Genomic DNA, 12,747 nt, shown 5'->3' on the forward strand with positions numbered 1-12,747 from the left:
GACCCCTTTCGTATATGTCTTTATATCTTAATTTTACAATTCACATTTTTGTTTGTCAATAATTTGTTTGTTAATTGTTTTTATACAATCCGCAGTAATAAAAGAATATAAGAATAGCAATAAAAACAGTTTAGTACAAACACTGCAGTTCAGCACTAACTGCAGTGTTTCTTCATTTTAATAAAAGGAGAAGGGGTATGTAAGGTGCGGTTTATTCTTTAATTTCACTTAAACTGAATTGACTTGAATTTTGGACAATTATAAAATGAATTGCTCCACTTGAGGTTTTTATTATAAGCATAAACAGTTGTAAGTTTGCTGCAATTATTGAAAGCTTTATCGTTAAGCTTTCCGATATTTTGAGGCAAAGTTACTGTTGCGATTTTTGAATTGTTTGAAAATGTATTAGAACCGATTTCGGTAACTACATAGTTGTAGCCGGGGAGAAATCCCGGTACTGTTACATTTGTATCATTGCCAAAATATGATTGAGAAATCAACTTTGAATTACTGCTCATTTGAAATATAAAATCACCATACACAATGATTGATTTTGAAAGATACTGTTGCAATAAAGATATATCGTTAATGTCTAATTTTCCGTTGCGGTCAAAATCAGCATATGCCGAGTAAAATTTCATATCTTTATATCCTGCGAGATATTGCTGAATTAATGATACATCTACAATATTAATTATGCCGTCAAGGTTTACATCACCAATTTTCGGTGCTGCGTTTACCGGTGATGATAATAATGCTGTTGATAAGCTAAGTACTGCTAATGAAGCACAAATTATTCTTTTGATTTTCATATTTACCTCCTTGTGGGTGTTGGGCTGTTCCAAATGTTTTGAAACAGCCCTGTATTTCTATCATCGGGGAACGATGAGAAGAAAACTATGTATTTGATATAAGTTCAACGAGTTTTTCTTTTGGAAAGAATTTTCTTAAATATCTGCGTATAAACTCATCAAGTTCATTGTAAGCAACTGTATATTTATTATTGTTAAGATAAAATTCAAGCTGCTTTTTAAGAAACTTTAATTTGTATTCGCAATTTTGATATTCCTGATATGGAACATAATTTTGCGTATTACCGCTTGCAGAAAAATTCTTAAATCGTTGACTAAACATATTAACTGATTCGGCAGTGGTAGGAAATGCAGTTGCATAATATTTTAATACCGAGCTTGTACAGTTTAAAACTGTAGCCGATAAGGTCATAATCAGTTCGTTCGGTAACTGCTCTTTTTCCTTTAAGTGTCCCACCGTGGGACACTTGCGGTTGCTTGTTTCAGGATTAATTACCTTTTCAGATGAATTATTAACTTTTTCTTTCTCTGCTTCAAGAGGTTCAATTCCAATATTTTCTTCTTCAATATCAGCTTCTTCAAATAATACCGGCACATCAACTTTTGGATAAAAGATTTCTTGCAGATTGTCAGGTTCAAGTCTTATTCTTCTTGCAATGTCTTTATCAATCTTTTGGCAAACCGAGGCATTATTAAGAATAAAATTAAGCAATGAGATCTGTTGTTCCTCTGAAAGGAATGAAAGTTCATATCCTGCACCTACTGTAATTGCTCCGCTGTCAACTTTGTTAAGTAAAGGTTTAATGAGATATGTAAGTCTGATGTGTCGATGAACAGCTTTTCTGTTTGTGTTGTTTTGCTCTGCTATAGCTGATACGGTAGATTTACTGCCAAGTTTTTTTAATAGTTCGGATTGTTCCGCATAACTGAAAGCAAGTTCGGAGGGAAGGTAGTCAGTGTTACGGTCATTATTAGTGGCCAATAAGATTAGTCTTTGCTTGTCCGGGTCGGTTTCGTTTTTTATTATTGCTTTAACAGATTTTTGCCCATTCAGTAGGCATGCTCTTTTTCTGTGTCTGCCTGCAAGTAAAACATATCTGCCTTCTTTTTTTGACTTCACAACAGTAACAGGGTCAATCTGTCCTATATGTTTCATACTTTCTGCTATGTTTTCAATTTTGTCTTGATGTATGCTTTGTGGCTGATCGTCTATTTCATCAATCAGAGATATGTCAATTTCTACAACTTGATTTTCCGTGCTTCCGCCGAGCAATTCAGAGTATGCCTGCTCCGGTGTTTTTAATATTTGCTTTTTAGGTTTAAAAAAATCAGGCATTTTCACATTCCTCCATAATCCTATGTGCAGCTTCTATATACTGAGCACCTACAACTGATTTGCAGTCTGAAACGCTGCTACGATGAAAACCTACTGAGTTTTTTGTTTCTGTTCTATATGATATATATGTATTAAAAACAAGATCGTTATAACTTTCTTTAAGTGCGTTGTAAATTGTAGCGGAATGTCTTGTATTAGTCTGATACATAGTAACAAGCATTCCGAGAAGATATTTACGAATATCGGTATCTTTCTTAATTCGCATAAAACTGTCAAGCATTTGTTCTACGCCCTCATAACTGAGTAAATCTGCCTGAACAGGAATAAGCAGCTTATCACAAGCGTTGAGAACATTTGTAACAAGCAAATCAAGAGCAGTTTGACAATCAAATATAATGTAATCGTAATTTTCGTTAAAGTAGTCATTCTCAAAAATTCTTGAAATTACAGTTGAACTGTTATCATCTGCAGCAATAATTCCAAGCATACCGGCAAGCAAGTTAATTGACGGTATAAAGTCAAAGTTTTCTTTTTCACAATAACGAATACAATTTTTAAAATTTACATTTTGTTTTGTAACTGTGCTGAAAATAATATCGGATGTTGTAGGCTTGCCATCGGCTTCCCAATTAAGCCAGTTTGATAAATGGTGCTGTGGGTCGCAATCAACAAGTAATACTCTGCGATCATTAACAGCAAGTGCTGCTCCGAGATTTAATACAGTTGTAGTTTTTCCTACTCCACCTTTTTGATTTGATACTGCAATTTTTATTGCTTTGTTATTTTCTTTCATTTTTCGTTCCCCCGATTAAATGATAAATTTTTTACTAAGTGTCCCACCGTGGGACACTTGTTTGTTTGAGTAATAAAAAAGACTGCCAAAAACGCAGTCATAATTACATCATCATAGCCATTCCCATATCGGGCATTGCTATTTGATTTGGTAAAATGGGTTGTGTCACCTGTGCAGCCTGAACATTTTTAATTGATGGTGTAAGTTCAGGTTTTAGACTATTGTTGATATTATCCGCAACTGATTTATATGCTCTGTGAGAGTGATCAAGTGATTTTGTAATGTCAGCCGAAGAGATATTTTTGTCTGCACACATTGTTTTGTATTGATCGGCAAGATGTCTTTGCCTGCTCTCAGGTATTTGCAAGCCAAAGTATGACTGCAACATTACCGATGTTGCGTCAGCTTCAAATTCCATTTGAGCTTCACTTTTAATTTGAGTTTTATCAAGCTCTTTATGTAAAATAGCGTGTGCGGTTTCGTGTGTAAGTACTGATAATTTTGTTGAATCGTCAAACATACCGCTAAGCGAAATTGAATTGCTTGCAGGATCAAAGAAGCCTCGCAGTGATACTGAATTAAATTGATTTTCGTGTACTTTACAATTCAACTCTTTTTCGCAATATGTTTTCATAAGTTCGTATAGCTGTTTATGCTGTTCTGATGTGTAACCAAGATCGAAATATTTAGGATAATCTTCTTTAGGACAATTTGTTTGTGCTATGTCAAAAACAGTACCGACTTTAAAATGTATTCGTTGCTCTGCCTCAATTCTATGTAGCTTGTAAGCCTCTTTCTGTTCTTTTGTAGCTTTACTGAGAGGAACAGGGCTGCCGTCAATATTAAGGTATGTCTTTATAGTTGGCACAAGTATTTTCATTCCGTGTTCGCCACGCTTAACCGAATAACCCATATCCTGATATGCTTTATAGCTGTTACAAAATATTGCACCCGGATTTTGCTGATAAATAAGCATTGTGTTTCTTGAACTGTAGTTATAAAAACGAGTTGAAAATTGCAAGTATTCAATCATATTCTGCGGATTATCTTTAAAGTTCTTAGCAAGTTCAATGACCTTTTGTTTCATTTCTTCTTTTGTCTGTTCTGATTTTGCCGGATCGTAAGCCATTTTTTACACCTCTCAATCTGCATATTGATTCTTAATTTCTTTTTGTACATTGTACGGTAATTCTGAAATACTTGTTAAATCTTTTTGAGAAATAGTTTCTCCTATTTCAATAAGATTTTCGGGTATTTCACAGAAAAATAATTCGCCGTCCTCACGCTTGACAATAAGTTTATCTTCATAATATCCGACAACCTAGTTGTCTGTGTACGGTTCTTCAAAACTTAATATACTCATAGCTGCCTCCTGTTTTTTATATAAAAAAGACCTCATAAACAAAGTTGTTGAATATTGACCATATTATTACAATATGTTACAATATTGTTACCTGATTGCTTACGAGGTGTATTTTATGACTTTATGTGCTGCTTATCAGCAGTTCTTGAAAGAAAAAATTTCTGAAGGTGTAACTGAACAAACTTTAAAATATTATAAATATAATTTACCGAAGTTCATTGAATGGTGTGTAGATAACAAAATAGAAAATGTCGAAGATGTTTATACTCATTTATTTGAAGATTACAAACTCTATTTAATTGAAAATAAAAACGGTACTAAAAAAATATCACTGCAAACTTATACAAGAGCAGTGAAAACATTTTTATTATGGTTAAATGAAAATGAGTTCATTCAAAATGTGGGAAAGTTGAAACTTATTAAAGCTGAAATTGCCAATATAGTTCCTTTGTCAGATGTAGAAGTAAAAATACTTCTCAATAATTTTGATAACTCATACTTTGGTATTCGCAATAAATTAATGGTAATGTTTATGCTTGATTCAGGTCTGAGAAGAGGAGAAGTAGTAAGTCTTGAATCAAAAAACATATTTATGCATAACAACACTATGTTAGTGCAAGGTAAAGGAGAAAAAGAGCGATTAGTACCTTTTGGTGAAGAAACTAAGCGATATATTAATCGTTATTCACACATGAGAAACGAATATGAAAAACGCTTTTTCCAAAAAGAAGATGGTACACCGATTACCGATAATACAATCAAGATGTATTTTCAAGATTTAAAAGAAAGTACAGGAATTATCAGATTGCACCCTCACTTACTTCGCCACACTTTTGCGACTAACTATATCCTTTATGGCGGTGATGTTGAAGAACTGCGAATATTGCTCGGACACACAAGTTTACAAATGACAATGAAATATGTGCATTTAGCTACACAACAAAGAATACTAAATCAGCGTTATCATAGTCATATTGATAAATTATTTTGTCAATATGATAATAAATTGGCTCAATATAGTGGTAGCTTTTAATCAAGGTGTCCGGAGTTCGAATCTCCGATGGGTCACCATAAAGCCGCAAGGTACAATGCCTTTGCGGCTTTACTTATATAAATGTAAAAGACACTCTCGGTAATTTGCACAAACAACTTTTTTAAGCTCGCTAATCAGAATAAGCGTTTTACACAAAAATTATATATTGGGCTGTCGCCAAGCGGTAAGGCAACGGACTTTGACTCCGTCACCCGTGGGTTCGAATCCCGCCAGCCCAGCCATAAGCACCGATTTTTGAAGTCGGTGCTTTTCTTTTTTGCTTGCCAAAAAGTCAAGGTGTCTAAGTCAAGGTGTCTAAATGACTATCAAACTTATTATTCACTAATTGCATTTGTGTAGCCAAATGAATATATATTTGAGTGATTGAGATAGAACTATGACCGAGTAGAACCCTGAGTACTTCAAGATTACCGCCCTGGATAATATAATTCGTTGCAAATGTATGTCTTAACAAGTGCGGATACAGCCGACTTATGCCTGATGAAATTTTTAAACGCTGAAATAACATTTTGATAGTATTTGCTGTAATTGGTTCTCTTTCAACGGTTAAGAATAGAGAGTCGGAGTAACAGGGCTTCTCTGAACGAAATGCAAGATAACGCATTAGTTGATTTTTAACGGTTTTACCGAATGGGACAATTCTTTGCTTACTGCCTTTACCGTTAATAATCATTGTTCTTTTGCTTTTATCTATATCAGATAACTTGAGCTTTACAACTTCGCCACGCCTAAGTCCACAATCAAGCATAAGCATACACATAAGCTTATCACGCTCACCAAGAAATGTTAAAGGTTCGAATGAATTAAGCAACTGCTTAACTTCTATATCTGTTAAAGGCATAATAACTTCTTTATCTGCTTTAATTAGCTTTAACTTATTAATATTAATATCTATTATATCTTCAAAGTATAAATATCTGTAGAATACCCTGACAGCCCTTGAATATGTGCGAACTGAAACCCTTTTAATATCTTTGTTCTCTGATAAATATAATTGATAACCTTTAAATAGTATTACATCTAAATCTGATACATCTAAGTCAGAGCCGCAATAATCAATGAACATATTTAAGCAGATTTTATAATACGATATAGTTTCTTGAGAATTTCCTCTGAATTTTTGTTCCTGCATAAACATTTCATATGCTTGTGACAGGTTCATAGTAATTCACCTTCTTAAGTTCTTCATCTTCGGCAAGAAGTAGCTTATATTTAGGATTTAATTTAGGTTTACACTTTTCAATATCAGCAAGCAAAGTATCAACACCGAATATCTGAATATATGTATATATGCCACCGCCGAAGCGTTCTCCATAGGTTTTACGCAGCTTAATTGCATTATATTCCATTCCAGGAGCTTTATAGATTGATTTTTCGGTAGTTTCAGCAAAATTATAGAAATCTGACCAGTGGTCAGCAAGTTCAAACCGCCATTTATTAGTATCAGTATTAGACCGCTTTACATAACGCAGGTAGTGATTAAGAACAGCAAAATAAAGATTATCTATTGTTTCATTCTCTTCTACCATAAGCCTGATGAACTCTTCCGCACGGTTGCCGGAGTTTTTACAATTTCCGCAACGGAGCTGGAGCTCGCAGCGAACCCAATGCTTTATCTCATCAGACTTGTTGCGTTCAACAGCCTTATCATAAATACGGATAAATACGGAACCGTCACGCTTGCCGTGAGTTACAGTGTGACCGCAGTGTCCGTCAGGATAGACTTTTGAATGAATTTCGGGAGGAACACGAAAGCGAGAAATGAAGTTGCATTTATAAGTATCTCTGATTATTTCATCAAGATTTAAAAGTCCGGTAAAATCATCAAAGGCTACATCAAGTCTTGTAACCTTGCATTCTTCTTTATTTTCAATGATAAACGAAAAAAGAGCGTTAAAATTGCCGTGACCGAGTGTTTCAAAAACTCTGCAACCCTGACCGGACATTTCAAGCATTACGAGGTTGTCGTGAAAGTCACCGCCATACATTATAGAAATGTGGTCAAAAGATAAGCGATTAGTCCAGCCATAGAAGCCGTGTGTTTCAACCCACGGACATTCTTCCATTCCGAGCAGCTCAATAATATTCTGTGGTGAGCATATAGAGGTTGTAAAGCTGAACCAGTCAATTATAATTTTGTTTTCTAAATCCATATTTATGTCCCTTTCATGTGTATTGTAGGTAGAGGGGGGCTATTAGCTTGCCCCCCTAACAGGAAACAACTTCCTGAATTTTTTTGACTGCAGGGCCCCGGCGGTTCAAACCGCCACCCCGCAGTCAATATATTTTTAGTCAATTGTTTTAATCATTCGTAAGATAACGCTATATGTATAATAACCTGCTACTGCAACAAGCCACAGCGTAAGAGTGTCAACTATAAACGCAAAATCAACGAAATAATTAATATATACAAGATATTTTGAAATAGGTGAATTATCAAGCATTTGGAACGGACTATCAGGAAGTAAATCTATTATGCTTTTTAACAAGTCATACAATGTTTCGCATATCCAATTCCAAATCTCGCCGAAAACATCCATATTATTCAGCTCCTATCACTTTTCGAGATATTAAAATCAAAAATACAACAAATCCCAAACTACTGAAAAAGCGTGAAATTTTTGCTATTTCATCAAACATAGAAAAGTCAATTTTCAAAGTGTAATCTATATCTAAAAATTCCCACTTCATAGGAATTTCAAAAACTGGTGCTTTCGGTTCCGCAACGAGATTAGCAAAAACATTGTAAACATCCCACGGCAAGCAGAACGGAAATTTTTCTTTAAAGAGGATTTCCGGCAAGCTCAAACCAGGAATTGACGGCTTGTTCGGTTTGGTGTCAGGATCTTCTTTTGTGTCGTCTTTAGTATCTGTTTTGTCTTTATCAACTGTTCTAATATCTTCTGCGGTCTTTGAGATTGTATCTGTCAAGTCCTGTGGAACACTGATACCAATACTGTCAGGGTAAGTGCCAACATCAGTTATATCATCAGCAGTAGAGGGGAAAGAGTCAATACCAGGAATATGAGCAGAGTCAACACCTACAGAGAACACATCTTCACCAAGAAGAAGTCGAGTTAAATCTTGTTTACAAATTGTTAAATCATCACAATTAATAAGATTATCATTACTGCTAATGACATCATCAGCAAGCCATTGACTAATTACATTACCACCAGAAGAAGTAAGTGTATAAGATTGTGATGCAGAATCATAAGAAGCTTGACAAATTTCGTTTTTATATAAAAGTAAAGAATAAGAGCCAATAGCACCAACTTGAACACCTTTAATAAGAACATCAGAATAATTACTTAAATAAAACAAAGGACAATCTATACTTGTATCAAAGTTATTATATCCAATAAGTAATATTTCAGATAAATCAAGAGCAGGAACACTTAATACAGCGAATTGAGTATTATTCATTACTTTAAAATTTGAATTATAATTAGATATTTGATTATATAAATCAGAGCCAACAACTTTTCTAAGTGTATCCATACCATAGAAACTTAAAGTAGTTGAAGCAGATGTTTGAATAAAAATATTAGTATCAGATTTCCAAGGATTTGAAATTGAAACAGTAGTACCTGCGACAAGTGTCTTATAAAGAGTATCAGCAGTTAATTGATTTTTTACAATATTACTATAATCTAAATCAATATTACAATACTGCGGAAACTGTCTTACGAACTCATCTATTAACGCTTTCCATTCGGACTTTATAACAGCAATAAAACCATTTCCTAAAGCTGAATCAACTTCAACTTGATGAGCATTATAATCTATAATATCTTGAACATCAGCAGGCGACGAATCATAAAAATTTTGTGCTGCAGTCGATATAGCACTTGTAGATGTAAATGTCATTCCGCAGCAAACAAGAAAAGCACCGAGGAAAAAAAGAATAGCGTCATCAACTCCGGCGACAGCGTTAGCTTGCACCGGAGCAAGCACACCGCCGAAACATATTACAGTCATTATGCAAAGTAAAAAACACAGAGAACTACGAAGCAGCTTCTTGATGTTCTTCTTGCTGAACAATGTTTTTATTTTTAATAGCATTTCGTAACCTCTCTTTCATTTTTTCTACATCTATTTGCTGTTTAGGCTTTTCATCAGAATTTGCAGTCTGATTAGTAGCAGCCTTTTCATCTTCTTTAAAATTGAAAAGCGCCATAGTGTCATAACAAGCTGCGATCTTCTTGTTAAAGCGTTTAAGCTGCGTTCCTGTTTTGATACGGCAAGGATACCAATACTCGACACAATGAAAAATACCTTTGCAAACGAGGGAGAGGAGAGCAAAAGCCAAGTTCCAATTCTTTAAAGCTCTGTGCTTGTAATCATATTCGAGCAATCCTCTAATCTGCCTGTCCAACATTCTATCGTTCTGAGCTATCAAGATAAATTCATAGTTAAAATGCCGATGATTTGCGAAAAAATTAACCCATTCCATACGGTCTTTTTTATCAAACTGTCGAGCGTTAAACATTATGCTTGCCTCATCAATAACAACAAGGGTTTGTGCTTTGCGGCTTGGCTTATGATGTAGTTTTGCATAATCAAGTAAATAATTAACAGTCAATTTTGAGTTAGGAACGAAAGTAAAAGAACCGATTTTTTTACGCTTAAAATAATTCTCTGTATTAACAGGAAAATTAGCAATAACATTATTGCCGGATCTAAGCCAACTTATTATTTCTGCAGTTGCGTGGTAACTCTTATACGAGCCGGGAGTGCCACTATACAAGGATATTGCCATAATTTTATGTCCCTCCTTTTGCGTGTCTGAATTGCGTGTCTGATGCGTGTCTGAAAAAACTTTTGAAAAAAAGCTCCTGCGGAGGTCTTGACTCTCCAAAAGCAAATGATAGCTTTAAGTCGCCGAGCAACTCAAAAGCTAAAACTCATTTTAAGTCACTCGGCTTAAACATTTTATCATTTGCTTTTGGAGAGTAAAGACTAAACTTTTTTTAAAAACTTTTTTCAGAGAATAGATACATCAGATTTCCGAAGTTGCCTACGGCGTGCCTCACAATCTAAAAGCTAAAACAAAAATAGGAGCAGGGCATTAAAACCCTGCCCCTAAATTTGATTGAGAGGTACATTTTAAGAAGCTTTACCGAGGAGCTTTTTAACAAAGCCGATACCTTTGGTGACAGCAACAACTACACCAAAGATAGCAAGAGCGGTAGGAATAGCAGCTACAATGAACTGCAAAATGTTACCCTGAACATTAGTTAAAGCGTCAGTAAATGAAGTCAACGCAGTTTGTAACGCATTGTCAGATGAAACAGATGTTCCAGCCTCTGCAGCAAAACAGTTAATAGCTGACATAGCCATCATTACTGCGGCAGTTGCCATTACCGAAAGCTTTTTCTTATGCTTGCACACAAAATTTTTGATTTTTCCCATTTTTTTAACTCCTTCCATAGATTTTATGTATTAAGCCATTTTTATGAGCTTGTAAGCACTATAAATGGCATAACCAATTAATGAAGTTATTACATACGAAGAAAACCCAACACATAAACCAGTAAGAAAATAAGGAACAATATTCATATTACCACTTCCAAAAGCTAAACGCTCTTCCTAACGATATTCCGATAACAACGGCTATTGAAGCGACTATTGCAATAGTGCTAAATGTTATTAAATCGTTTTGATATTGAAGAGAGTTATATATTTCATCAATCGTTGACATTTGTATCATCACCTGCAAGAGTTGACATTACAGCGTCTTTGAATTGACACTTTTTGCAAATTTCTTCATCACCGGGGCGGAATTTTTCTCCGTGTTTTTTAATCAGGTAGTTGCATAAGAGCATTAAGCAACAACCGAGTGCAAAACCTGTCAGCATATTACAACCCCCATACTGCAGTGAATGCGTTTAGTGTTTCTTCGTCAACATTTTCAACTTCATTGATAAGAATACACTTCTTTTTGTCATCGAAGTACAGATTAACAAAAGAGCCGAGTTTAACATTTTCGAGGACTTGAGCATCTCTGACTTTTACTTCTTCGGCTTTAAGTCCTGTTGTGTCATCTGACTGATAGAGAACTGAAAGTCTGTAATATTCAATGCGTTCTCCTTGCTCTGTGACGAAATCACCTGAACGGTAGCCTACTATCATTTTTACATCATTCATTTTGTTGCCTCCTTGTTTGAAATTTTTATTTTATATTATAGGGACATTCGGAAAGTGTTTATAGTAATTCGACAGTGGACCCCTGACACGTAATTTAATCTGACTTCATGACATTAATATTTATCTCGTGATTTTCACACGCATGTTCAGACACGTTCTAAGTCACTTTTTTATGTGTCCTAAACCGAATGTTATGTAAATTAATTAAAAAATGATAATTCTTTCAGAAAGTCGAAATTAACAACCTTATTGAAAACTTCTGAATTATCATATGTACGCTTGCATCTTAAAAAGATTTTACCTGCGCAAGGAAAAAGGCGGAAGCTATAAGAATTGCACTCAAAAATGAATAATGATTCACGATTTAATTTAGAATACGAAAATTCTAACATTTTCTTTCCTGAAATAAGTTCAGGACAAACAGTATTACATAATTTGAACATTTTTGATTTTGTTACATTAAATTTTAATTCTTTCTCTTTAAGCATTTTTTATGTCCCCTTTTAAATCCGATAGTTCATATTGAACTATTTTATTATATTATAATTCAAAATGAACTATTTGTCAATATATTTCAGCAAAAAGTGATAAAATATAACTGATATTTTATAGAATTTTGCGAGGAATTTTTATGAAATTTAACGAAATTATAAAAGCTTTAAGAGAAGATGCAGATTTAACACAATCTGAATTAGCTAAAGAATTTAATGTAAACCAAATCACAATATCACAATATGAAAGAGGAACAAGACAGATTTCATTAGATATGTTGATTAACTATGCAAAAAAATTTAATGTTAGCACTGATTATATTTTAGGACTAACTAAAAATCCAACACCAAATTATGATATTAAAAACCAATTAAATATATCGGGTCAGAATAAAATACATAAAATTGAAATGAAGTGAGGTATTAACATGGAACAAACAACAATAGCAGATTATAATGAACAAATACAACAGGCTTTTAGTGACGGACTAAATAGCGGACTATCACAAGGATTTGAAATAATAATGCCATATGTAATTGGTGCAGTAGTTATTGTGTTAATTGGTACAATTATTAAAGCATTATTTAAAAAAACTACTAAAAGAAAATAAAAATTCAAACTTTTAATCAAGGTGTCCGGAGTTCGAATCTCCGATGGGTCACCATAAAGCCGCAAGGTACAATGCCTTTGCGGCTTTACTTATATAAATGTAAAAGACACTGTCGGTAATTTGCACAAACAACTTTT

Annotated in this window: 15 protein-coding genes and 2 tRNA genes; 5 read left to right on the forward strand and 12 right to left on the reverse strand. The window is 34.1% G+C overall.

All coding sequences use genetic code 11. The features are described from left to right. Window positions 1-224: 224 nt before the first annotated feature. The 4 genes from KGF34_RS00865 to KGF34_RS00880 form a co-directional block, all read right to left on the reverse strand. Complete coding sequence (locus KGF34_RS00865; RefSeq protein WP_177379012.1) at window positions 225-812, reverse strand: dockerin type I domain-containing protein; 588 nt, start codon at window positions 810-812, stop codon at window positions 225-227. Between the two features lie 85 nt (window positions 813-897). Next, window positions 898-2,148, reverse strand: coding sequence for a ParB/RepB/Spo0J family partition protein (locus KGF34_RS00870; RefSeq protein WP_195410787.1), 1,251 nt, complete (start codon window positions 2,146-2,148; stop codon window positions 898-900). Further along, window positions 2,141-2,941 carry a ParA family protein gene (locus tag KGF34_RS00875; RefSeq protein ID WP_195410786.1) on the reverse strand — a complete coding sequence of 267 codons (801 nt, stop codon included), beginning with the start codon at window positions 2,939-2,941 and terminating at the stop codon, window positions 2,141-2,143. The genes KGF34_RS00870 and KGF34_RS00875 overlap by 8 nt, the downstream gene beginning before the upstream one ends. Before the next feature lie 103 nt (window positions 2,942-3,044). Then, window positions 3,045-4,070 carry an ArdC-like ssDNA-binding domain-containing protein gene (locus KGF34_RS00880; RefSeq protein ID WP_252559528.1) on the reverse strand — a complete coding sequence of 342 codons (1,026 nt, stop codon included), beginning with the start codon at window positions 4,068-4,070 and terminating at the stop codon, window positions 3,045-3,047. Window positions 4,071-4,419: 349 nt separating this feature from the next. Between KGF34_RS00880 and KGF34_RS00885 the strand changes: the two genes are divergently transcribed. From KGF34_RS00885 to KGF34_RS00895, 3 genes are all read left to right on the forward strand, one after another. After that, entirely contained in the window at window positions 4,420-5,337 is a 918-nt protein-coding gene (locus KGF34_RS00885) for a tyrosine-type recombinase/integrase (protein WP_195410783.1), read from the forward strand. Continuing rightward, a tRNA-Ser gene (locus KGF34_RS00890) sits at window positions 5,313-5,375 on the forward strand. Before KGF34_RS00885 ends, KGF34_RS00890 begins: the two co-directional genes overlap by 25 nt. 129 nt (window positions 5,376-5,504) lie before the next feature. After that, window positions 5,505-5,579: transfer RNA gene (locus KGF34_RS00895), tRNA-Gln, on the forward strand. Window positions 5,580-5,638: 59 nt separating this feature from the next. Here the strand turns inward: KGF34_RS00895 and KGF34_RS00900 are convergent. The 8 genes from KGF34_RS00900 to KGF34_RS00935 all read right to left on the reverse strand — a co-directional run bounded on the left by KGF34_RS00900 (window position 5,639) and on the right by KGF34_RS00935 (window position 11,508). Continuing rightward, window positions 5,639-6,520: a tyrosine-type recombinase/integrase gene (locus KGF34_RS00900; RefSeq protein WP_252559529.1), complete on the reverse strand. Its 882-nt coding sequence runs from the start codon at window positions 6,518-6,520 to the stop codon at window positions 5,639-5,641. Further along, complete coding sequence (locus KGF34_RS00905; RefSeq protein WP_252559530.1) at window positions 6,498-7,511, reverse strand: replication initiation factor domain-containing protein; 1,014 nt, start codon at window positions 7,509-7,511, stop codon at window positions 6,498-6,500. Before KGF34_RS00905 ends, KGF34_RS00900 begins: the two co-directional genes overlap by 23 nt. 135 nt (window positions 7,512-7,646) lie before the next feature. After that, the gene (locus KGF34_RS00910; protein WP_252559531.1) at window positions 7,647-7,898 is read right to left on the reverse strand and encodes a hypothetical protein; all 252 of its coding nucleotides are present in this window, start codon (window positions 7,896-7,898) and stop codon (window positions 7,647-7,649) included. A 1-nt stretch (window position 7,899) separates the two neighbouring features. Further along, window positions 7,900-9,339 (reverse strand): hypothetical protein, encoded by a 1,440-nt coding sequence (locus KGF34_RS00915; protein WP_252559532.1) that lies wholly within the window; start codon window positions 9,337-9,339, stop codon window positions 7,900-7,902. 25 nt (window positions 9,340-9,364) lie between these two features. After that, the gene (locus KGF34_RS00920; RefSeq protein ID WP_252559533.1) at window positions 9,365-10,120 is read right to left on the reverse strand and encodes a zonular occludens toxin domain-containing protein; all 756 of its coding nucleotides are present in this window, start codon (window positions 10,118-10,120) and stop codon (window positions 9,365-9,367) included. A 347-nt stretch (window positions 10,121-10,467) separates the two neighbouring features. Continuing rightward, a complete protein-coding gene (locus KGF34_RS00925) occupies window positions 10,468-10,773 on the reverse strand; it encodes a hypothetical protein (protein ID WP_252559534.1) in 306 nt (101 codons plus the stop codon). Between the two features lie 275 nt (window positions 10,774-11,048). Beyond that, window positions 11,049-11,219, reverse strand: a complete 171-nt coding sequence (locus tag KGF34_RS00930; RefSeq protein ID WP_252559535.1) for a hypothetical protein — start codon at window positions 11,217-11,219, stop codon at window positions 11,049-11,051. 1 nt (window position 11,220) lies between these two features. Continuing rightward, entirely contained in the window at window positions 11,221-11,508 is a 288-nt protein-coding gene (locus tag KGF34_RS00935; RefSeq protein ID WP_252559536.1) for a hypothetical protein, read from the reverse strand. A 631-nt stretch (window positions 11,509-12,139) separates the two neighbouring features. Here KGF34_RS00935 and KGF34_RS00940 point away from each other — a divergent pair. Together KGF34_RS00940 and KGF34_RS00945 are read left to right on the forward strand one after the other, a co-directional pair. After that, window positions 12,140-12,418 carry a helix-turn-helix transcriptional regulator gene (locus KGF34_RS00940; RefSeq protein ID WP_252559537.1) on the forward strand — a complete coding sequence of 93 codons (279 nt, stop codon included), beginning with the start codon at window positions 12,140-12,142 and terminating at the stop codon, window positions 12,416-12,418. 9 nt (window positions 12,419-12,427) lie between these two features. After that, window positions 12,428-12,610, forward strand: a complete 183-nt coding sequence (locus KGF34_RS00945; protein ID WP_252559538.1) for a hypothetical protein — start codon at window positions 12,428-12,430, stop codon at window positions 12,608-12,610. Window positions 12,611-12,747: the final 137 nt, after the last annotated feature.

Origin of the sequence: Ruminococcus sp. FMBCY1 (genome assembly GCF_023921805.1) — a bacterium.
Classification (GTDB): domain Bacteria; phylum Bacillota; class Clostridia; order Oscillospirales; family Acutalibacteraceae; genus Ruminococcoides; species Ruminococcoides intestinale_A.